Source organism: Erythrobacter mangrovi, from assembly GCF_013260645.1.
Classification (GTDB): domain Bacteria; phylum Pseudomonadota; class Alphaproteobacteria; order Sphingomonadales; family Sphingomonadaceae; genus Qipengyuania; species Qipengyuania mangrovi.
The window spans coordinates 2,368,344-2,389,029 of sequence record NZ_CP053921.1 but is presented as its reverse complement, the minus strand read 5'-3'; the positions used below and the strand labels follow the sequence as shown (position 1 = coordinate 2,389,029).

At 62.6% G+C, this 20,686-nt stretch carries 18 protein-coding genes; 5 read left to right on the top strand and 13 right to left on the bottom strand.

The features are described 5' to 3' along the window. Nucleotides 1–109: 109 nt before the first annotated feature. From HQR01_RS12120 to tilS, 3 genes are all read left to right on the top strand, one after another. The gene (locus tag HQR01_RS12120; RefSeq protein WP_173215109.1) at nucleotides 110–961 is read left to right on the top strand and encodes a helix-turn-helix domain-containing protein; all 852 of its coding nucleotides are present in this window, start codon (nucleotides 110–112) and stop codon (nucleotides 959–961) included. 120 nt (nucleotides 962–1,081) lie between these two features. Then, nucleotides 1,082–2,011 (top strand): tetratricopeptide repeat protein, encoded by a 930-nt coding sequence (locus HQR01_RS12115; RefSeq protein WP_173215108.1) that lies wholly within the window; start codon nucleotides 1,082–1,084, stop codon nucleotides 2,009–2,011. 1 nt (nucleotide 2,012) lies between these two features. After that, nucleotides 2,013–3,008 carry a tRNA lysidine(34) synthetase TilS gene (gene tilS / locus HQR01_RS12110; protein ID WP_234030156.1) on the top strand — a complete coding sequence of 332 codons (996 nt, stop codon included), beginning with the start codon at nucleotides 2,013–2,015 and terminating at the stop codon, nucleotides 3,006–3,008. On the opposite strand, the gene HQR01_RS15270 is transcribed toward tilS, so the two are convergent. The 8 genes from HQR01_RS15270 to rimO all read right to left on the bottom strand — a co-directional run bounded on the left by HQR01_RS15270 (nucleotide 3,001) and on the right by rimO (nucleotide 13,537). Then, nucleotides 3,001–3,291 carry a L,D-transpeptidase family protein gene (locus HQR01_RS15270; protein WP_234030155.1) on the bottom strand — a complete coding sequence of 97 codons (291 nt, stop codon included), beginning with the start codon at nucleotides 3,289–3,291 and terminating at the stop codon, nucleotides 3,001–3,003. The genes tilS and HQR01_RS15270 overlap by 8 nt on opposite strands. A gap of 303 nt (nucleotides 3,292–3,594) precedes the next feature. Then, complete coding sequence (gene eda, locus HQR01_RS12100; RefSeq protein ID WP_173215107.1) at nucleotides 3,595–4,206, bottom strand: bifunctional 4-hydroxy-2-oxoglutarate aldolase/2-dehydro-3-deoxy-phosphogluconate aldolase; 612 nt, start codon at nucleotides 4,204–4,206, stop codon at nucleotides 3,595–3,597. Nucleotides 4,207–4,208: 2 nt separating this feature from the next. Then, a complete protein-coding gene (glk, locus tag HQR01_RS12095; protein WP_173215106.1) occupies nucleotides 4,209–5,183 on the bottom strand; it encodes a glucokinase in 975 nt (324 codons plus the stop codon). A 2-nt stretch (nucleotides 5,184–5,185) separates the two neighbouring features. After that, nucleotides 5,186–6,997, bottom strand: coding sequence for a phosphogluconate dehydratase (gene edd / locus HQR01_RS12090; protein WP_173215105.1), 1,812 nt, complete (start codon nucleotides 6,995–6,997; stop codon nucleotides 5,186–5,188). Then, nucleotides 6,990–8,432 carry a glucose-6-phosphate dehydrogenase gene (zwf, locus tag HQR01_RS12085; RefSeq protein ID WP_173215104.1) on the bottom strand — a complete coding sequence of 481 codons (1,443 nt, stop codon included), beginning with the start codon at nucleotides 8,430–8,432 and terminating at the stop codon, nucleotides 6,990–6,992. Before zwf ends, edd begins: the two co-directional genes overlap by 8 nt. An 84-nt stretch (nucleotides 8,433–8,516) precedes the next feature. Then, nucleotides 8,517–9,314 (bottom strand): transglutaminase-like domain-containing protein, encoded by a 798-nt coding sequence (locus HQR01_RS12080; protein ID WP_173215103.1) that lies wholly within the window; start codon nucleotides 9,312–9,314, stop codon nucleotides 8,517–8,519. Nucleotides 9,315–9,550: 236 nt separating this feature from the next. Next, nucleotides 9,551–11,830 (bottom strand): EAL domain-containing protein, encoded by a 2,280-nt coding sequence (locus HQR01_RS12075; RefSeq protein ID WP_173215102.1) that lies wholly within the window; start codon nucleotides 11,828–11,830, stop codon nucleotides 9,551–9,553. Nucleotides 11,831–12,163: 333 nt separating this feature from the next. Beyond that, entirely contained in the window at nucleotides 12,164–13,537 is a 1,374-nt protein-coding gene (gene rimO / locus HQR01_RS12070; protein ID WP_173215101.1) for a 30S ribosomal protein S12 methylthiotransferase RimO, read from the bottom strand. 66 nt (nucleotides 13,538–13,603) lie between these two features. Between rimO and HQR01_RS12065 the strand changes: the two genes are divergently transcribed. Beyond that, a complete protein-coding gene (locus tag HQR01_RS12065) occupies nucleotides 13,604–13,786 on the top strand; it encodes a hypothetical protein (protein ID WP_173215100.1) in 183 nt (60 codons plus the stop codon). Nucleotides 13,787–13,801: 15 nt separating this feature from the next. Next, on the top strand, nucleotides 13,802–14,197 hold the full coding sequence (locus HQR01_RS12060) for a DUF1761 domain-containing protein (protein WP_173215099.1): 396 nt from the start codon (nucleotides 13,802–13,804) through the stop codon (nucleotides 14,195–14,197). 12 nt (nucleotides 14,198–14,209) lie between these two features. Here HQR01_RS12060 and HQR01_RS12055 read toward each other — a convergent pair whose 3' ends face one another. The 5 genes from HQR01_RS12055 to HQR01_RS12035 all read right to left on the bottom strand — a co-directional run bounded on the left by HQR01_RS12055 (nucleotide 14,210) and on the right by HQR01_RS12035 (nucleotide 20,662). Continuing rightward, a complete protein-coding gene (locus HQR01_RS12055) occupies nucleotides 14,210–15,277 on the bottom strand; it encodes a potassium channel family protein (protein WP_173215098.1) in 1,068 nt (355 codons plus the stop codon). 40 nt (nucleotides 15,278–15,317) lie between these two features. Continuing rightward, a complete protein-coding gene (gene surE, locus HQR01_RS12050) occupies nucleotides 15,318–16,079 on the bottom strand; it encodes a 5'/3'-nucleotidase SurE (RefSeq protein WP_173215097.1) in 762 nt (253 codons plus the stop codon). 7 nt (nucleotides 16,080–16,086) lie between these two features. Further along, the gene (locus HQR01_RS12045) at nucleotides 16,087–16,920 is read right to left on the bottom strand and encodes a TIGR00266 family protein (protein ID WP_173215096.1); all 834 of its coding nucleotides are present in this window, start codon (nucleotides 16,918–16,920) and stop codon (nucleotides 16,087–16,089) included. 20 nt (nucleotides 16,921–16,940) lie between these two features. Further along, the gene (gene serS, locus HQR01_RS12040; protein WP_173215095.1) at nucleotides 16,941–18,221 is read right to left on the bottom strand and encodes a serine--tRNA ligase; all 1,281 of its coding nucleotides are present in this window, start codon (nucleotides 18,219–18,221) and stop codon (nucleotides 16,941–16,943) included. 113 nt (nucleotides 18,222–18,334) lie between these two features. Beyond that, entirely contained in the window at nucleotides 18,335–20,662 is a 2,328-nt protein-coding gene (locus HQR01_RS12035; protein ID WP_173215094.1) for a TonB-dependent receptor, read from the bottom strand. Between the last annotated feature and the right edge of the window lie 24 nt (nucleotides 20,663–20,686).

Sequence of the window (20,686 nt, the reverse complement as noted above, 5' to 3'; positions counted from 1 at the left end):
TGTGTTTTTCGTGGTAGGTGCAGCGCTTGACAGGTGCTGCCCCGCTTCGCTTTCAAGGGGCACCGGGTCAGAGGCGGATTTCTCCGCCGGGTCGCAAATCGGGAATTCCATGGAAGAAGACGACATCGTCGAAGGAACGGGAGCAGGAGCCGATAGCGTTGGTTCGCGGCTGCGCGTGGCGCGGGAGAAAGCCGGGCTTGAGATCGCGCAGGTTGCGGCGGAAACACGCATACCTCAAAGGCATCTGCAATCGATCGAGGAAGGCAAGTTCTCCACACTCCCTTCGCGCACCTATGCGATCGGCTTCAGCCGGACCTTCGCGCGGGCCGTGGGCCTCGACGAGCATGAAATCATGGCCCAGGTCCGTGAGGAACTGGCCGCAGGCGCCTCCGATGATCGCGGTGTCGCTGCCCGTTTCGAACCTGGCGATCCCGCACGCGTGCCGGATCGTGGGCTGGCGTGGTTCGCCTTGCTGGCGACGCTGCTGCTGCTCGCCGGGGTTTATGCCTTCTACCAAAGTTACTTTGCGCCGGGTATCGATCCTGCTCCCTTGCGCGAAGAGAGCGTGCCTGTAGCCGCCGCGTCTCCTGCGACGATAAGCCCTGTCCTCGAAGCCGTGCAGCCAACTGTCAGCGATCCGGTCGTTTTCACCAATGAAGTCGACGGTACCTGGGTCCGCTTTTATGATGGCGAGGGCGAGCGCCTGTTTGAAGGTATCATGGCCAGGGGGGATACCTTCACCATTCCCGCCGATGCGGTGAACCCTCAGATCCGCACCGGGCGGCCATATGCCTTCGCCATCACGGTTGGGGGCAAGTCCGTGCCGCGCCTTTCCGAAAAGGACGAAACCGTCTCCGATGTACCGGTTACGGCTACGGCCCTATTGGCGAGACCTCCGGCGTCGACGGCTGCATCGTCTCAGGTGTCTTCACCTTCGGCACCTGCTTCTCCGCCAACCTGACGCTGAAGCCTTCTCTTTCGCACCCCATCACAAGGGGAAAAGCCCGCTTCATGCCCTCGACAGATTCGTGGGCCTAGGGCACTTTCTCAAGCTACGGATATCCCACGAGGAGCCTCACCGATGATCTTCGGACGAACCCTTCGCACGGTGGGCCTTGGTGGCGCGCTGGTCGCGCTGCTGGCCACAAGTATTCCTGCTGCGGCACAGAACGAAAGTGCCGACACGCGTATTCGCCGCCTCGAAGCCGAGGTGCGTGCGTTGCAGCGCAAGGTCTTCCCGGGTGGGGATGGCCGGTTCTTCGAGCCTGAGATCACGGCTCAGCCGAGTACCACATCGACCCTGACGACCCCGTCGACCACGGCAGTGACCGATATCTTGGCACGCCTGGATGCGCTCGAAGCGCAGGTCCAGCGACAGACTGCGCAGGTTGAAGAGAACACGAATACCCTGCGCCTCCTGACTGAACGAGTGGCCTTGCTTGAGGCTTCCCCAAAGCCTGCGGTTGCGGAATCTGCGCCGCCGCCTCCGCCGCCGAGCAGCGCCGTGTCGAGCAATGCTGAACGTATGGGAGCCACGTCACCTGCCAAACCCGCGGCCGCCGTGGGTCCGAGCAGCGAGCGCCTGGCCGCAGTACAGGCTATTGCCAAGCCGCAGACCGATGACGCCGGCGATGATGAGTACAGCTATGGCTTCCGTCTGTGGGACGCCAAGTTCTATCCCGAGGCGCAACAGCAACTGACAATGATGGTCGAGAAATACCCGACCCATGCACGCATCAGCTATGCTCGCAACCTGCTCGGTCGCGCCTATCTCGACGATGGCAAGCCCAAGGAGGCGGCGCCCTGGTTCCTCAAGAACTACCAGGCCGACAAGAACGGTGCACGCGCTGGCGACAGCCTGCTGTATCTCGCCGAAGCGATGATCGCTCTCAAGGATACCAAGCGTGCGTGTATCGCGCTGGCCGAGTTCTCGGAGACCTATCCGGCGCTCGCCACGGGTCGCCTGCAGACGCAGTACGACGCCGATCGAGCCAAGGTGAAGTGCGGCTGACGTGACGCCGGATCCGCTTCTGGTCGAGCGGTTTCGCCAAGATTGCCTGCGGTTGTGGGAGCCTGAGAGAGGCGATACCTGCCTTGGCGTCGCCTTGTCCGGCGGGCCCGACAGCCTGGCATTGACTCTCCTCGCGCAGGCCGCCTTTCCGGGGCGGGTCGAGGCAGCCACGGTCGATCATGGGTTAAGAAGGGGAAGCGCTGAGGAAGCGCGTGAGGCTGCCCGGATCTGTGCCACACTTGGTGTGCCGCATGCGATCCTCACTGTGGAGGTCGCTCCGGGAAACCTGCAGGCTGAAGCGCGCACTGCTCGATACGACGCACTCGGCACGCATTTCGCGCAGCAAGGCGTGCTCGCTTTCGCCACCGCGCATCATGCGGACGACCAGGCTGAAACGCTTCTGATGCGGCTCAATCGGGGCAGCGGTCTGTCGGGCCTTGCCGGAGTACGGCCGACCTCCGCCCTGGCGCCTCGCGGTACTTCCGCGGAGCTGGCAGTTATCAGGCCCTTGCTCGACTGGCGAAGGCGTGAACTGGCCGACATCGTTGCCGCTTCAGGCTTTGCCGCTGCCCAGGACCCCTCGAATGAGGATGAAGGATTCGATCGAGTCCGCATGCGCAAGGCCATCGCCGAGTTGCCCTGGCTAGACCCACTCGCCATTGCCGCTTCGGCGCGGCACCTCGCCGAAGCGGAAGAGGTGATCGAGGAACGGATCGACAGCGTGATGGACACCCTCGTCTGGCAAGATGGTGCCTGCCTTTTCCAGTGGGGGCACCCGCGCATTATCGAGATCGGGGTGGTCGAGCGCATTCTCAGGCGCCTGGGAGCGAGCGACGTGCGGCGTTCGGACATCGCGAGGATGGTCGGTCGGCTACGCGCGAAGGAGAACGCATCGCTTGGCGGAATACTGGCTCGGCGCGTGATGTATCAGGCCGATGCCGCGACCCAATGGGACGCGATGCGTTTCGAGCCGGAGCCGCCCCGTAAATCTAGATGATGCTGTCGCCCAGGCCGATCTGGCGGCCATCACTGATCACCACCATGTCGCCCTTCTTGGCGATGGCGAACAGCCGACTGGCAAGCTGGTCTGGTACGCCGACGCAGCCGTGACTGGCATAGCCGTTCTCGACCAGGTGACCGGCGTGGATTGCAACCCCGTCACTTGTGAGAAACAGGCTCCATGGCATTGGCGCATTGCCATATTTTTCTGACACGTTGTGCCGATCCTTGGCGAGGATCGGGAAGTGGCCAATGGGGGTGGGACGTCCTTGTCGTCCCAATACCAGTCGCCGTACTTGATCGGCAGGATGCGGCGCACGGTGTAAAGCCGCTCGAAATCGGCTTCCGCCTTGGCAGCGATCGCACCCATAGGCTCAAGCTTTGGCGCGGGGGCATACACTTCGGGCATTGCGTCGTCCATGTTCGGCACCCCGATCGCAATGGCGACCAAACCTGCGCCAACGGCCAGGGTCGCTCCCCCGATCCACTTGAGAATCGCCTCCATGGTCCGACTATGAGGCAAGGCATAAGGCTTTTCTAGCGGACGCCTTGCGACGTGCCGCGCCGGAACACCGCCGCGCTGGCTATTTACCGAGCTGGAAAGCCTCGCGAGCGGCAACCTCTACCACCGCCTCGTCGACCGGACCGCGCGGCGCGACCCAGCTACCGCCCACGCACAACACCGGATCGAAGGCGAGCCACTGCGGCGCATTCTCCAGCGTAATCCCGCCAGTGGGGCAGAAGCGACACTGGCTGAAGGGCGCCGCGAGCGCCTTGAGCGCGGGGAGGCCGCCCGCAGCCATCGCGGGAAAGAACTTGAAGTGGGTAAGACCCAAGTCGAGCCCGCGCATGATGTCGCCTGCATTGGCGATCCCGGGCAGGAAGGGGACGCCCGCTTCGATCGCAGCTTTGCCCAGCGGTTCGGTCAAACCCGGCGAGACGATGAACTCGCTTCCCGCTTCCATGGCAGTGGTGAGTTCGCGCGCATTGGTCACGGTCCCAGCCCCGACAATGGCGCCATCGACCTGCTTCATCGCGCGGATCGCGTCGAGCGCGGCTGGGGTGCGCAGCGTGACTTCAAGTACGCGCAGGCCGCCCGCAACGAGTGCGCGAGCGAGGGGCACGGCATGTTCGACCTCGTCGACCACGATGACCGGGATGACCGGTGCGGTTTGCATGATGTTGGCGATGGACATGCTCAGGAAATCCCGTGTTCGGAAGCATAGGCCGCTGCCGCGCCGAACAGGCCCGGTTGCGGAAGGACGATCAATTTGACCGGAAGGCTCGCCATCATGGTTTCGAAGCGACCCTTGGCGCGAAAACGCTCGGCGAAGCCCGACCGCAGCAGTGTATCGCGCAGGCGATAGCCGAGCCCACCGGCGATCACGACGCCTTTGGCTCCATGTGCAAGAGCCATGTCCCCCGCGACGCTACCAAGCGAAAGGCAGAACCGATCGACCGCCGCGGCGGCGAGGCTGTCTTCGCCGCTCATACCCTTGGTCCAGATCTCGATATCGTCGATCTCGGGAACCGCGCGGTTCTCCATCGCCGCCAGCGTCTGGTAGATGTCGACGATCGCCGGGCCCGACACGACCCGTTCGGTCGACACCCTTGTATGGCGCTTGCGCAGGCGGACGAGGATTGCGTCCTCGATGCTGTCGAGCGGGGCGAAATCGATGTGCCCGCCCTCCGTCGCCGAAACGCGGTAGCTCCCATCGGCTTCGCGGTAGAGGTGGGCGACGCCAAGGCCTGTGCCAGGGCCGAGGACGCTCAACCGCCCGGTTGCCGGTAGTGTACCTTCAGGGCCAGTCAGGTGAAGGAACTGGTCTTCGTCAGCCCGCGCCACCGCATGTGCCACGGCCTCAAAATCGTTGACGATGGTGTAGTGTTCGACCCCGAGCTTTTCCTTCACCAGCGCCGGGCGAATGATCCATGGGTTATTCGTGAAGCGGATCACTTCGCCGCCAACGGGCCCGGCGATGGCCATCGATACGCGTGGGGGCAGAGCTCCACCCTTGCGCTCGCGGAAATCCTCCCAGGCGGTCTGGAAGCTGGCATGATCGACCGTGTGTAGTGTTTCCGGTTCACCAAGCGTGATCGAGCCATCGGCCGTCACGCTGGCAAGAGCGAAACGCGCGTGGGTCCCGCCGATATCGACTGCGACGAGGTCCATGCTCAAAGGCTCCCGCTCGCCAGCATCGCCGATGCGCCGCGTTCGGCACCATCGGCGAAATTGCGGAACATGGCGAAGAGTTCGCGGCCCATGCCCATGTCGGGTGTTGGTTCGGCTGCCGGTTCGCGGGTCGATAGGTCGGCGGTGGTCGAAAGTGTCCCACTCTGGGCGCAGACGCGTACGATGTCACCGTCGCGCAACTTCGCCAGCGGTCCGCCACCGAGCGCCTCAGGCGTGCAGTGAATAGCCGCCGGGACTTTGCCCGAAGCGCCTGACATGCGGCCGTCGGTGACCAGTGCCACGCGGTAGCCGCGATCCTGCAGAACACCGAGTGCCGGCGTCAGCTTGTGCAGTTCCGGCATGCCGTTGGCGCGCGGGCCTTGGAAGCGGACAACGACCACTACGTCCTTGTCGAGCTCGCCGCGCTTGAAGGCCTCATTGACCGACGGCTGATCCTCGAACACGCGGCAAGGGGCTTCGATTGTCCAGCGTTCGCGCTCCACGGCGGACGACTTGAAACAGGCGCGGCCAAGATTGCCTTCGACAAGGCGCATGCCTCCGTCGGGCTGGAAAGGATCGCTGGCAGGCCGGAGCATTTCGGTATCGCCCGACGGGCCGGGATCGCGCCAAACAAGGGCATCACCGTCGATTCCCGGTTCCTTGGAATAGGCTTCGAAGCCACCGTCCCACACGGTCAGGATGTCGCGGTGTGCCAGCCCCTCGTCGAGCAAAGTGCCGATGACATAGCCCATGCCGCCCGCCTCGTGGAAATGGTTCACGTCGCCCGATCCATTGGGATAGACTCGCGCAACCAGCGGTACTGCCGAAGACAGTTCGGTGAGATCGCTCCAGTCGAAGGCGATCCCCGCGGCTCGCGCCATCGCGGGAATGTGGATTGCATGGTTGGTCGATCCGCCCGTGGCAAGCAGGCCGATTGCCGCGTTGATGATTGCCTTTTCGTCGATGACGTGGGCGAGGGGGCGATAATCCCGGTCCTTGCCCATTTCGACGAGGCGATGCGTCGCCGTGCGGGTGAGCTCTTGCCGCAGCTTCGCGCCCGGTTGGACAAAGGCCGCGCCCGGCACATGCAACCCCATCATTTCCATCATCATCTGGTTGGAGTTGGCAGTACCGTAAAAGGTGCAGGTGCCCGGCGAGTGATAGCTGGCGCTTTCGCTCTCGAGCAGTTCGTCGCGGCCGACCTTGCCCTCTGCATATAGCTGGCGAACCCGCTGCTTTTCCTTGTTCGGGATGCCCGACGGCATCGGACCCGAGGGGACGAAGATCGCCGGAAGATGGCCATAGCGCAGCGCACCCATCAGCAGGCCGGGGACGATCTTGTCGCAGATGCCGAGCAGCGCGACACCGTCGTACATCGCATGGCTCAGCGCGACGACGGTCGACAAGGCGATGACGTCGCGGCTGAACAGCGACAGTTCCATGCCGTCCTGTCCCTGCGTCACACCGTCGCACATTGCCGGGGTCGCGCCAGCGACCTGCGCGGTGGCGCCGACTTCGCGTGCCCAGATCTTCATCCGTTCCGGGTAGCGGTGGTACGGCTGGTGCGCCGAAAGCATGTCGTTGTAGCTGGTTACGATGCCGAGGTTCGGCCCACGCGCGGCCTTGATCGCCTGCTGGTCTTCTTCGGCCCCGGCAAAGGCGTGGGCGAGGTTCGAACACGACAGCGTGTCACGGTTGACCTGACGTTCGCTCTCGCGGTCGGTCAGTTCGAGGTAGGACGCACGGCTGGCGCGCGAATTCTCGATCACGCGTTGCGTCACGCGGTGGATGGTATCGTTCAGACTCTTACTCATCGTGCCAACTTACCCCGTCGCGCTCGGCCAGGGCGATCGCCGCACTGGGCCCCCAGCTACCGGCTCCATAGGTCTTGGGTTTGATATCATTGTCGGACCACAACTGGCGGATCGCGTCGATCCATTCCCATTGGGCCTCAACCTCATCGCGGCGGACGAACAATGTCTGGTCGCCTTCGACGAGATCGAGCAACAATCGCTCGTAGGCGATCCTGCGAACTGCACCCGAGAAGGCATCGTCCATCGCAATGTCGAGTGGAACCGGCCGGAGCCGCAAGCCTTCGCGGTCGAGCCCGGGAACCTTGGCCATCATGGTCAGCTGAATATTTTCTTCGGGCTGGATACCGATGACCAAGCGGTTGGGCTGGGTGGTCGCCCCGCGACCTTCGAAAATCGAGTGCGGAATCGGGCGGAACTGAACCACGATCTCGGTCACACGCTCGGGCAGACGCTTGCCGGTGCGCATGTAGAAGGGCACGCCCTTCCAGCGCCAGTTGTCGACATGCGCTTTGATCGCGACGAACGTCTCGGTGTCGCTGTCCTTGCCCAGTTCCTCGTCATAGCCGGGAACCGCTGCACCATTGACGGCGCCTGCGCGGTACTGCCCGGTAACCGTTTCATCTCTTGCGACCGCGCGTAGCGCCCTGAGAACCTTGACCTTTTCGTCGCGCACGGCGGTCGCATCGAAACTGGTCGGCGGCTCCATCGCCACCAGCGCGAGAAGCTGGAGCATGTGGTTCTGCACCATGTCGCGCAGCGCGCCGCTGTCGTCGTAATAGGCGACGCGGCTTTCGAGCCCGACCGTCTCCGCTACGGTGATCTGCACATGGTCGATGTAGCGCGCGTTCCACACCGGCTCGAACAACAGGTTGGCAAACCGCAGGGCGAGCAGGTTCTGAACCGTTTCCTTGCCGAGATAGTGGTCGATCCGGAAGATGCGGTCTTCGGGGAAGGCCCGCGCCACCGCATCGTTGATCTCGCAAGAGGACGCAAGGTCAGTGCCGAGTGGCTTTTCGAGCCCGATACGGACGTTGCCTTCGGTCAGGCCGGCATGCTGCAGACCGGAAATGGTCGATTCGAACAGGCTCGGCGCAGTCGACAGGAATATCGCGAGACCCTGTTTGTACTCGCCGACCTCGCGCGCCAGCTCGTCATAGCCTTCGATGGTGGTCGCATCGACCGGGACGTAGTGCAGTCGCCCCAGGAAGTGTTCCATGCCATCGCGGCGGCTTTCAGGGAGATACTTCTCGAGCGCTTCGCGAGCGAAAGCGCGATATGCGTCGGTCGTCAGGTCCGAACGCGCGGTACCGACAATTTTCAGATCCTCGGCCAGCAGTCCGTCGACGTCGAGCGCGCAAAGCGAAGGCAGCAGCATTCGCTGGGCGAGGTCGCCGGTAGCGCCGAACAACAGCAGGCGATCGGCAGTGAAGCTCATGCGGTTGGCCCTGCGGTCATGGTCTTTCCCTCTCTTCGGCGCGGGTTACCAGCCCAGCGTGACCGGGACCAGAGTGCTGCATTCCTATTCTTTCGTCACGCGAACCAACAGCGACCCGAAATTGCTTGGTCCGAAGCTGGTCAGGAAGCTGACATCAGCGGCATCGCGACCGACCCCGATGATGGCCGTTTCACAGGGGTCGGCCATTCCGGTAGCATCTACCAGATGCCATGCGCCGACGCCCGCGCCCGATGGCTCGGCAAGGAAGACTTCAACTACTGCGTGGAAGTCAGGAGGATCGACCCCCGGGGCATAACAGGAAACGTAGCGCGCGGGGATCGCGCTGGCCCGGGCAAGGCTGATCAGGACGTGGGCATAGTCGCGACAAACGCCGCGCCGCGCGACAAAGCTGTCGACCGCACCGGTCTCCGGGCCTGAGCTGCCCGAGGCATAGGTGAAGTTCGATGCGATCCAGGCGCGGATCGCATCGATCCGGGCGCCGCCCGAGAGGGTGCCAAATTCGTCATCTACGAAGGCTTGGAATTGTTCGGCCGGACAGTATCGGCTGTCGAGCAGATAGGCGACAGCCTCGGCGGGGAGGTCGTGTGGGGCAATCGCATCGAGATCGGCAAGCGCTGGCTGCGAGCGTGTAATCTTTACGGACGCGCTGTAGCGTACGCTGACCATCCCCGACGCCGGCAGCCAGATGCGTTCTCCAATGCCAGCTTCGGCTGTGACGCGAGTCAGGGCGAGGGCAGGAGAGATCAGCGTTTGCGATGACTCTATCGCCTGGGATTCGAGGACGGCGGCTTCGAACTGCAGCAGCACATCGGTTGCCTGCTCGACATCGAATGTAAATTCGGTTTCCAGATTGAGAGTCATCTGAGGTGGCAACGCCCGAAGAGGATCACGGTTTCGAAGTGCTGCTGGGGTGCGCTCCATGCTGGAACTCGTCGCCGAAATAGGAAAGGGCCCCTTTCGGGGCCCTTGTTGTTCAGTTTGTTGTTCGGTTTACGCAAATGCTCAGTCGAAGAGCCACTGCCAGATGTTCCAACGCATGATGGTACCTCCTGTTGATACAGTGGTAACCATCTATTAACCATATCTGTTTGTAAAGCCTAAACCATGTTTACCGCGCGGGCCTCCTGATCGGTATCCTTGTATTCCAATAGGTTAGATAGAGAAATCGGTCGTGAAAAGTAGTATCCTTGGAGCTCGTCGCACCCGATTTTGTTAAGGATTTCCACGTCCTGCGCGGTTTCGACCCCCTCGGCAACGATGGTGATTCGCGCTTCCCGACCCATCGAGACGATGCTTGATACAATCGCTCGCGCCTTGGCGTCGCGGGCCAGGTTGGCAACAAACAACCTGTCGATCTTGAGCTCGTCGAACGGAAGCTCATAAAATGTCTCGAAGTTTGCCGAACCCACCCCGAAGTCGTCGATCGAGATCCTGAGGCCGAGGGTACGCAGTTCCTTGAGAATTGTTGACGCCGTTCCAAGGTCGGCAATGCGCGACGTTTCGGTAATCTCCAGCATCAGACAGTGTGGATCAAACCGCGTCGCCTGCAGGATATTGCGGACGATCCCCACGATGCGCATGTCGCCCAGCAAGGTCGCGGAGATATTCACCGACATGGTGATCGGACGGCCGCGAAAGTGCAGGAGCTTGCCAGCCGAGCAAGCGCTCTGGAGCACGTAGCGGGTGAGGTGTTCCATTCGGCCCGCTCGTTCGCACTGCTGGATGAAGTGCATTGGGTCGATGAACCCGCGCGCAGGATCGTGCCAGCGCACGAGTGCCTCGACCCCGACCATGCGGCCAGTCGTGGCCTCGATCTTGGGTTGGTACACGCAGTAAATCTCGCCCATCTCCATGGCTTCGTCGATGCGTGCGCGTAGCGAGATGTCCCACAGCAGGTCGCTCTGGTTGCCGCTTTCGGCGGCCTTGATCGGTTCATGGGCTTCGGAAGTTTCCTCGGCAGCAGCCAGTGCAGCGACGATGCGACCCTGCGGGTCGCCCTCGATAGCGGCTAGCCCAAAAGTGATGTCGACATCGATGGTGTGGGAATTGACCACCACTGGGGCGGCAAAGATCGCACGCATGCCTTCAAGATGCTCGATCAGCGCCTTGGTGTTGTCGCTATGGGTGTACCATCCGATATGGTGCCCGTCGGAATAGACCGCGAGCCCGGGATCGGCGGCGCGCAGCCGGTCGATCACCTTGATCAGATAAGCGTTGCGGTCCTCGTTGCGCAGCGATTTCAGAACGCGCTCGTAGTTGTGCAGCTTGGCGATGACGACGTGACCGCTGCCGATCCTTTCGCGACCAAGGCGGGCTTCGAGCGCGCGCAGGGTCGGGATGCCGGTATCCTGGTTGACGAGCGCCACCCACTGTTTCCAGCGTGTGCGCGACCGGAACATCGCGTAGATCAAGCAGAGCCCGATCGCATAGGAAGCCTCGAGGCGGATTCCGAGGCGCGCCGCGACGGCGAGCGCAAGCGGGATCCCGGCTGAAATCAGGGCATATCCAACCCAGCGGCGCCGGCGACTGGTGCCGATCAAGACCAGCAGTGCCAGCAAGGCGGAGACGGCGGCCAGCATGATTCTGCCGTCGACAAAGCCGGTCCGGCCATTGCGGAGAGTTTCCCCGGCATGGATCGGGATGTAGCTGGCGGGGGCGTTGGCACCCTGGGGAATGCTCAGGCGAGTTCCCGAGACCTGGCGCTCATAGCCGATGACGACGTTCTTGCCGGCAAGATCGATCTCCCCGGATTTCCGGTTGTCCTTGTCAAGCAGTTCATCGAGCGAGAGCGTGGTCAGCGCCTGGCTCTTGAAGCCATAGTCGATCTGGAAGGTGCCTTGCTTCTTGCCAGTCCAGCCACCCAGCACCGCTCCCAGCGTCGGGACCTGCCGGCCCTCGATGGGGTAGGTGTAGCGGCTGACCCATTTGACACCGAAATAATTGTTGTCCTGCTTGTCCGAGACCACCCGATGTGCGTGCCCGGCAATCTCGGGAACTGTCCGATAAATGACTTCCTGGCCTTTCGAGTCGAGCTCGACCTGATCGGCGAGGACGATGCGGGGGCCAAGATCGGCGATCGCGCGGGCAAGCGTGGCGTCGTACCGTGCCGATGAGGGCTCGTCGAATGCGATATCGAGATAGACCTTGCCGACACCGCGACGTTCAAGCTCTTCCAGTGCCTCCGCCAGCTCTGCGCGGCGATGGCCAAGCCGGGGATCGTCGAGATCGTCGGCCGAACTGAGGAAGACGACGTTGGCGGGGGCGGTCTGGCCTGCCAATTTCGACTGGACCATCCAGGCAAACTGGTCGACTGGATTGAGCAGGCTCGGAACGAGGATCGCGAAGGCGATCAGCGCCGACCAGAATACGTGCTTCACGCGCGTGGGCGCGCCTCTGGCGCCGAGCCGCGGCCAGCGGATTGGCAGCCAGCGCTTTGTATTCAAGGCGCGGTTCGTGTCCATCGCAGCCCTTATGGGCTTCTTAAGTTTAAGAAAGCTTTGACGCGGACTACCGCATTAGCCGCAAGCCACGCTGGACTGCGGGGTACGATGGTAAATTCGACGTTAGGACCTGGACTGGTCTGGAAGCACGACAAGCACGAATGTCCGGCATTGATGGCCGGAAACGACAGGAATTACCGAACCCTAAGTGGTAAATTTAGCCTTGGTGAGTTTGGTTAATTTCATCCTGCCGGCAATTTTGTTACAAAATCAGGCGCCAACAACACCAAATAAATCGTGTGCATCGCTATCCTCGATCTCGACCTTCACGATGGCGCCCTGGGCGAGATAGGCGGGCACATTGCGCAGGAAAACGTTGCCGTCGATCTCCGGCGCGTCGGCCTGCGATCGACCCGTCGCTCCGATGTCCCCATCCTCGTCCGGCTCGCCAACTTCGTCGATGATCACAGGAATGATGCGTCCGACTTTGTCCGCAAGCTTGGCTGCGCTTATGCGCTCGGTCACTTCCATGATCCGCGCGTAGCGCTCTTCCTTGACCGCTTCGGGCACCGGGTCGGGCAGGGTATTAGCCTGTGCGCCCTCGACGGGTTCGAAACGGAATGCGCCCACACGATCGAGTTGCGCTTCCTCGAGCCAGTCGAGCAGATACCGGAAATCGTCTTCGGTCTCACCGGGAAAGCCGACCACGAAGCTCGAGCGGATCGCGATATCCGGACAGATTTCGCGCCAGCTCTTGAGCCGTTCGAGCACCTTGGCTTCGTTGGCTGGTCGCTTCATCGCGCGCAGCACCGAAGGGCTGGCATGCTGGAAGGGAATGTCGAGATAGGGGGTCAACAGACCCTCGGCCATCAGCGGCATGACTGCGTCGACATGCGGATAGGGATAGACGTAGTGCAGCCGCACCCAGGGCTGTTCGCCTTCCGGTGTCTTGAGCTGGCCCAGCTCGCGCGCAAGATCGGTCATGTGGGCGCGGACCTGCCGGTCCTTCCACATCCGCTCATCGTGCCGGATATCCACGCCATAGGCGCTGGTATCCTGGCTGATGACGAGCAGTTCCTTGGTCCCGGCGGCAACCAGCTTCTCGGCCTCGCGCAGCACCGCGTCGATCCGTCGGCTGGTCAGCTTGCCGCGCAATTGCGGGATGATGCAGAAGGCGCAGGAGTGATTGCAGCCTTCTGAGATCTTGAGATAGCTGTAGTGTCTCGGCGTCAGCTTGACGTCGATCTGGGGGATCAGGTCCACATAGGGGCCTTGGCTGGGCGGCGCGGCCTCATGGACGGCTTCGACGACTTGCTCGTACTGGTGCGCGCCGGTTACCGCGAGCACTTGCGGGAAGCGGGCGCGGATCACGTCGGCTTCTTCACCCATGCAGCCGGTGACGATGACGCGGCCATTCTCGGCGATCGCCTCGCCGATTGCTTCGAGGCTTTCCTCCTTGGCGGAATCGAGGAAACCGCAGGTGTTGACCAGCACCACGTCTGCACCCGCGTAGTCGGGGCTCATGGCATAGCCGTCGGCGCGAAGCTTGGTCAGGATGCGTTCGGAATCGACCAGCGCCTTGGGGCAGCCGAGCGATACCATGCCGACCTTCTTCTGGTCGGGGAGGGAAGTGGTGGTAGTCATACGCGCATGTTCCGTGAATTGCGCGCGCCCCTACACGCAACTGCGGCTTTGCGCTACTGGCAAGCCATGCGCATCACTTTGACCAAAGGCGAGCGGGCCGACCACGTCGCGATCGAGTGCGCGGACGGCACGCGCGCGGTCTCCGCCCAACCGGGCGCGAAGCTGCGGCAGAAACTGACTCACACGGGCTTGTCCGGTTTCTCCGTGACATGGCTGCCGCTGACCCTGCGCGATGCGGTCAGGCTCTAATGGGAGGATTGAACCTTGGGTAACGTAAACCTGCTCGCAGTGTTTCTGGCCGCGACCGCATTCTTCGCGGTCGGGGCGCTTTGGTATGGTGTGCTGTTCGGCAAACCATGGCAGCGTGAGACCGGGATCACCGAACCTCCGCAAGGCGCCCAGGTGGCGAAGATCATGGGACTGACTTTCGCCTTTGAACTGCTGGTGTGCCTGATGCTGGGCCACAACATCGCACGCACTAATCCCGCGCCGCATGTGATCATGATGATGGCCGTGGGCTTTGGCCTGACGATCATGACCCCGGCGATCGGCATCAACTACCTGCACCAGAGGAAGTCGCTGACGCTGTTCCTGATCGATGCCGGGCACTTCGTGGTCGGCATGGCAGTGGTTGGGGGTGTCTTCGTCGCCTTCGCGTAGGCGCTCGCGCCGCTACGAACCCACCTGTCCGTCGCCGTTGTGGGTACCGTTTACGGTGGGGATGATTTCTACGATCACATCACCGGGTCGAAGCATCTGGCACTCCTCTTCCCAGAAGCCCAATGCCTTGCCATCGCGATAAACCCGCAGGCCGCGGCCCCCCGACCTAAGTTCGGAAAGCGCGCCGCCGCACTCCTCTGGGGTAACCAGTCGTTCGACCAGTTGTACCCGGCCTGATACTGAGGCGAGGTCGGCGAGATAATCGGCGATATGTTCGCCCTTGGCACTGCCCGCCAGCAGCAGGCCGGTGAAGCGCACGGGATTGATGACGTTGTTGGCGCCTGCCTGCCGAGCCAGCGATTCATTGTCGTCGGCCCGCACCACCGCACTGATCGGCACATGGGGTGCCAGCGAGCGGGCGGTGAGCGTGATCAGGATCGTCGTGTCATCGCGTCCGGCGGAAATCAGCACATTGGCCGCCTTGTCGATACGTACGGCCTTGAGCGTCTCGTCGCGGGTAGCATCGCCCGCCATCACGTTGCAGCCAAGCGCCTCAGCATCGTTGAGGCGGTCCTCGCTAGGATCGATGACGACGATCCGGCTGGGATCGGTGCCGCGCTCGATCAGCTCGGCAACTGCTTCGGAGCCCGAGACCCCGAAGCCTAGTGCGACGATGTGGTCGCTCAGCTTTTCCTGGATACGGGCCATGCGCCACTGCTCCCATGTGCGTTTGATGAGGAAATTATAGGCCGTCCCGACAAAGATGAAGAGCACGGCGAAGCGAACGGGCGTCACGATCACGGCCTCGACCAGTCGCGCCCGGTCCGAAATCGGAGCGATGTCGCCAAAGCCGGTGGTGGTGATCGAGATCATGGTGAAATAGACCACGTCGAGGAAGCTCACCTCGCCATCGAGGTTGTCGACCAGCCCGTTGCGATCCCACCAGTGGATCATGATCACCGCAAAGATCAGCAAGAGTGCTGAGCCTAGGCGGATACCGAGATCGCCCCAAACCGGGATGCGCACTGCGCGGCGCAGCGGTTTGAAGCGCGCGGATCGAGTCTTGCGGCTGGCACTCATTCGCCGTTCCCGCACGCAAGCCTTGGGGCGATACGCCCCATCAGCCGTAGCGTTCCGCCATGGCGCCGAGTGAGGCGTGGTGCGTAAGGTCGAGATGCAGTGGCGTTACCGAAATATACCCCTCGTCGATCGCTTCGAGATCGGTTCCGTGATCGAGCGTATGCTCGATCGCCTCGAGGCCGAACCAGTAGTACTTGTAGCCGCGTGGGTCACGCCCTTCGACGACAGTTCCCCTTGAATAATCGTGGAAGCCCTGGCGCACGATTCGAATGCCCTTGACCTCTGAGGGGGGGAGGGCGGGGAAGTTGACGTTGACCAGCGTGCGTTTCGGCAGCGGGGTTTCAAGTAGCGGGCCGAGCACCCTGGCCCCCCATTCGATCGCCGCGCCAAAGGGCACGTCGTCACCCATGCCCTCACGCGCATAAACCTGACTCAAGGCGATGGAGCGAACTCCAGCCAAAGCGCCTTCGATCGCGGCGGACACAGTGCCCGAATAGGTGACGTCGTCGGCAAGGTTGGCACCGCGATTGACGCCCGAGAGGACCAGGTCGGGTGGCCCGTCCATCACCTTGCGCAGGCCCAATGTCACCGCATCGGTCGGGGTGCCGGTTACCGAGAATCGCCGTTCGTCATGCTGCCGCATCCGCACCGGTCTGGTCAGCGTGAGCGCGTGGCCCATGCCAGATTGTTCCTCGTCCGGTGCGCATATCCAGATATCGTTGCTGAACTGGCGTGCGATCTGTTCGAGCACGACCAAGCCCGGTGCGCGAATGCCGTCGTCATTGGTCAGCAGTATTCGCATCGGATCCTCAGTTGTTTCCCATCACGATATCACCCAGTTCGCCCAGCACGCTTCCTTCACCGCGGTTCTGGCCACCCCTCGGGCCGGCAGCCGCAAGCATGCGACCGGCGAGTCGGCTGAATGGAAGCGACTGGATCCAAACCTTGCCCGGACCGCGCAAGCGCGCGAAGAACACACCTTCACCACCTACCAGCATGGTCTTCACACTGCCAACGCGGGTGATGTCCATGTCAACACTGGCTGTATAGGCCGCGACGCAGCCTGTATCGACGTGGAGTTCTTCACCTGGACCCAATTCGCGCTCGATCAGAGTGCCACCCATCTGAACGAAAACCCACCCATCGCCGGAAAGCTTTTGCATGATGAAACCTTCGCCGCCGAAGAGGCCGGTCATCATTCGCTGCTGGAAGGCGATCCCTATTTCCACTCCGCGGGCAGCGGCCAGGAAGCTGTCCTTCTGGCAGATCAGCGTGTCGCCGACACTGTCGAGTTTGATGGGCAAAATTGTGCCTGGCGTAGGAGAAGCGAAGGCGACCCGCGCCTTTCCCTGGCCCTGATGGGTGAAGACGGTGGTGAACAGGCTTTCGCCGGTTACCAGGCGTTTTCCCGCTCCAAGGAGCTTACCCATGAAGCCGCTGCCTTCGCCGCCACTGCCATCGCCGAAGACGGTCTCCATGCTGACGCTGGCATCTTTCCATACCATGGCACCGGCTTCTGCCACCGCGCTTTCGCCCGGATCGAGTTCGATCTCGACGAACTGGAGATCCTCGCCCCGGATGGCGAAATCGATATCGTCCGAAACTTGGGCGCTACGGCTATGGCTCCAGGGACTGTTATTCATACTGGCATTTCCTCAGGGCTTCAGGCTTGCGGTTCAAGCCTTTCAATTCCAATCATATAGTTTTGAAGAACTGGAGGAATTGTTACGCTGCCATCCTGCTGCTGATAGTTCTCCAGCACGGCCACCAGCGTACGGCCAACGGCAAGGCCCGAGCCGTTGAGCGTGTGGACGAAGGCGGTCTTCTTTTCGCCTTCGGGGCGGTAGCGCGCGTTCATCCGCCGTGCTTGGAAATCGCCGGTGTTCGAGCACGAGGAAATCTCGCGCCAGGCACCCTGTCCGGGCAGCCACACTTCGAGATCGTAGGTCTTGCGCGCACCAAAGCCCATGTCGCCGGTGCACAGCAACACGCGGCGATAGGGCAGGTCCAGCGCCTCGAGGATGCTCTCGGCGCATTTGGTCATGCGCTCATGCTCGGCCTCGCTGTCCTCGGGACGGCAGATGGTGACCAGCTCGACCTTTTCGAACTGGTGCTGGCGAATGAAGCCGCGCGTATCGCGGCCTGCTGCGCCTGCCTCGCTGCGAAAACACAGTGTGTGCGCGGTCATGCGGATCGGGTCGGCAAGATCCCCCAAGATCGTGTCGGCAACCGAAGCCGTCAGGCTGACCTCAGAGGTCGGTATCAGCCAGCGCCCGTCGGTGGTCCTGAAACTGTCTTCGGCGAACTTGGGCAGCTTGTCGGTGCCGTACATGGCATCATCGTTGACCAGCACTGGCGGATTGCACTCGGTGTAGCCGTTTTCCATGGTCTGCTTGTCGAGCATGAACTGCGCCAGCGCGCGGTGCAGGCGCGCCATGTTGCCGCGCAGGAAGGTGAAACGCGCGCCCGACAGCTTGGCGCCAGTCTCGAAATCCATGCCGAGGGCAGGGCCAAGATCAGCGTGTTCCTTCGGTTCGAAGTTGAAGTTTCGCTTCTTGCCCCACTGGTGGATCTCGACGTTGTCGGCTTCGTCCGCACCGTCGGGCACGTCCGCCGCGGGCATGTTGGGCAGGCGGGCGAGCAGGTCCTCGAGTTCGGCCCCGGCGGCGCGTTCAGCCTCTTCCCATTCGGGCATTGAGGCCTTGATCTCGGCGACTTCGGCCTTGAGCGCTTCGGCCTTGTCCTTGTCGCCCTGGCCCATCGCTTGGCCGATGGCTTTCGATGCCTCATTGCGGCGGCTCTGGGCCTGCTGGACCTTGGTGGAAGCCTCGCGCCTCTTCGCGTCGAGTTCAATGATCCGGCCGGCAGCAGGTTCGGCGCCGCGGCGGGCAAGGGCGGCATCGAAGGCTTCGGGATTGGCGCGGATAAAGGCGATGTCGTGCATGGCGGCGCGCTATGCCCTGTCGCCTCGCGCTTGGCCAGAGGTATGAGAACGCTGGCACCAAACGAAAAGGGCCGGGGCACGCCCCGACCCTTCAGTCCAGGTCCTGGGAGGAGTTAGAACCTGTATTCTGCCGTGACGTAGAACCGGCGCGGATCGCCGTAGAAGCCGGTGAGGTTGCCTTCCAGGCCGAGGCGCGTCGCGGTCACGAAGTCATAGCCGGCAACGATGTAGCGCTTGTCGAACAGGTTCTTGCCGTGAACGCCGATCGACCAGCGATCGCTGTCGTCGGTGTAGACGATGCTGGCATCGACTAGGGTGAAGGCGTCCTGATCGAGCGGACCGCGCAGTTCGAACTGGCTCGAATCGCCGCGCATCGAAACCGAACCGATGAAGTCCACGATACCTGTGGCCACCGGCAGGCCGAGGTCGAAGCTGGCACTGGCGGTGAAGTCCGGCGTGTTCTGGAACACGCGTTCGTCCGCCACGTCGTTACCGAAAGAGTCGATGAAAGTGTTGAACTCCGCATCGAGGTAACCGATCGCCCAATTGAACGAGAGGCGGCTTCCTGCCCCGGCGAAATCGCGCCCGACGATCGCCTTGCCTTCGAATTCGATGCCGTTGACGTCGGCGTCGCCGGCGTTCGAGGTGATCCCGATGAAGCTGTCGCTTACGCCGTCGCCATTGCTGTCGAAGCCGACCGAGCCGGGAATCTGGACGTCTGTGTAATCGCCCTTGAAGATCGCTAGGCCGAGGAACAGGCGGTTGTCGAGCAGCGAGGCTTTCCAGCCGAATTCGTAGCTGTCGACTTTCTCCGGGGAGAACCGCAGGAACTCGAACTGATCGTCGTAGTCGCGATCACCGTCGCCATCGAGATCGGGTGCGGCGGACGACTGGCCGCGCGGATCGAAGCCACCGCCCTTGAAGCCCTTCGAATAGGTGAAATAGAGCGTGTGGTCGTTGCTGGGCTTGAAGGCCAGCGATGCGCGCGGGGTGAACTGCTTGAACGTGTCGCTGCCAGTGAAGTCGCTGGTAACCGCAATGGCGGTGGCGGTCGACGGTGGGAACAGGTCCGAGAAGCCACCGACGAAGGTGGTGCGCAGGATGCGGCTGGACCGCTTGTCCCAAGTGTAGCGGCCGCCCAGCGACAGGCTCAACTGGTCGGTAATGTCGAAGGTGAAGTCACCGAAGACCGAATAGGTTTCGGTGTCGACATCGCCCAGGGTCTGCGCATTCAGACCGGGCAGGCCAACCGCTGGCAGGGCGCCAGTGGTGAAGAGCGCAACGTCGAAGGCGGTAAAGGAATTGGCGTCGAGGTAATAGGCGCCAAGTACGCCCGAGATCCGGTCGCCTTCGTAGAGCAACTGCAGTTCCTGGCTGAACTGCTTGTTCCGATAGATCGCCGGCACGTCAAGGTCGGCAGCGGGGAGGCTGTCGAAGTCGATCGGGGTCGTCGAGTGATCCTTGCGATAACCGGTGATCGACTTCAGGGTGATGGTATCGCTCGCCTCGTAGGCGATGGTCAGGCCGCCGCCGTAGGCTTCGACTTCCTGCTCAACGACGTTGAGACCCGCGCGCGTGTCATAGACGCTGTCGAGCACCGGAGCGCCACTGAACTGGCCGACCAGGAGGCGGTGGCCCTGACGCGGGTCCGAATTGTCCTTCACGTAGTCGCCCGATAGGCGGATGAAGAGCGGGCCATCGTCGTATTCGATCGTGCCGCGGGCCGCCCAGACGTCCTTGTTGTAGTTCTCGACGCCGGGCTGGGTGAGGTTGTCGCCGAAGCCGCCACGCGACAGCCTGGCGCCGCTGGCCCCGATCTTCAGCGTGTCGCTGATCGGGGTCGAAGCAGAGAGGATAACGTCGGCCTGGTCATAGGAACCGTAAGTCGCGCGCACCTTGACCTGCGTTTCGTCGGGCAGGCGAGCGGTAACGTACTTGATAGCACCGCCGATGGTGTTGCGGCCGTAGAGCGTGCCCTGCGGCCCGCGCAGCACTTCGATCCGTTCGACATCATATACGTCGAGGACCGCCGCCTGCGGGCGGTTCAGGTAGACGTCATCGACATAGAGGCCGACGCCTGCCTCAAATCCGGCGACGGGATCCTGCTGGCCGACGCCGCGGATGAAGGCGGTCAGGGTGGTGTTGGTGCCGCGGCTTACCTCGAGCGTCAGGTTGGGCACTTCCTGCGCAATCTGCGTCAGGTCCTGGGTACCCTTGAGGGCAAGTTCCCCGCCGGAAATGGCCGTGACGGCGAGCGGCACGTCGGTAATCCGCTCCTCGCGACGCCGGGCAGTCACGACGATCACATTGTCGTCAGCGCTCGCCGTGTCCGCGGCGGTGCCCTCATCGGCACTTTCCTGGGCGTGAGCCGGGGCTGCCACAAGGGCGGCGGTCGCGACGCCGGCGTACAGGCCGGCGGCAAGCAGTGTGGTCTTGCGCATAAGCTGGGTTCTCTCTCCCTGGGT

What these genes read in the sequence shown, in the direction of transcription:
- HQR01_RS12035 (WP_173215094.1), bottom strand. Translation starts at nt 20,662, where the DNA reads ATGCGCAAGACCACACTGCTTGCCGCCGGCCTGTACGCCGGCGTCGCG.
- HQR01_RS12045 (WP_173215096.1), bottom strand. Translation starts at nt 16,920, where the DNA reads ATGAATAACAGTCCCTGGAGCCATAGCCGTAGCGCCCAAGTTTCGGAC.
- rimO (WP_173215101.1), bottom strand. Translation starts at nt 13,537, where the DNA reads ATGACTACCACCACTTCCCTCCCCGACCAGAAGAAGGTCGGCATGGTA.
- serS (WP_173215095.1), bottom strand. Translation starts at nt 18,221, where the DNA reads ATGCACGACATCGCCTTTATCCGCGCCAATCCCGAAGCCTTCGATGCC.
- glk (WP_173215106.1), bottom strand. Translation starts at nt 5,183, where the DNA reads ATGGACCTCGTCGCAGTCGATATCGGCGGGACCCACGCGCGTTTCGCT.
- edd (WP_173215105.1), bottom strand. Translation starts at nt 6,997, where the DNA reads ATGAGTAAGAGTCTGAACGATACCATCCACCGCGTGACGCAACGCGTG.
- HQR01_RS12120 (WP_173215109.1), top strand. Translation starts at nt 110, where the DNA reads ATGGAAGAAGACGACATCGTCGAAGGAACGGGAGCAGGAGCCGATAGC.
- HQR01_RS12115 (WP_173215108.1), top strand. Translation starts at nt 1,082, where the DNA reads ATGATCTTCGGACGAACCCTTCGCACGGTGGGCCTTGGTGGCGCGCTG.
- zwf (WP_173215104.1), bottom strand. Translation starts at nt 8,432, where the DNA reads ATGAGCTTCACTGCCGATCGCCTGCTGTTGTTCGGCGCTACCGGCGAC.
- surE (WP_173215097.1), bottom strand. Translation starts at nt 16,079, where the DNA reads ATGCGAATACTGCTGACCAATGACGACGGCATTCGCGCACCGGGCTTG.
- HQR01_RS12055 (WP_173215098.1), bottom strand. Translation starts at nt 15,277, where the DNA reads ATGAGTGCCAGCCGCAAGACTCGATCCGCGCGCTTCAAACCGCTGCGC.
- HQR01_RS12065 (WP_173215100.1), top strand. Translation starts at nt 13,604, where the DNA reads ATGCGCATCACTTTGACCAAAGGCGAGCGGGCCGACCACGTCGCGATC.
- eda (WP_173215107.1), bottom strand. Translation starts at nt 4,206, where the DNA reads ATGTCCATCGCCAACATCATGCAAACCGCACCGGTCATCCCGGTCATC.
- HQR01_RS12080 (WP_173215103.1), bottom strand. Translation starts at nt 9,314, where the DNA reads ATGACTCTCAATCTGGAAACCGAATTTACATTCGATGTCGAGCAGGCA.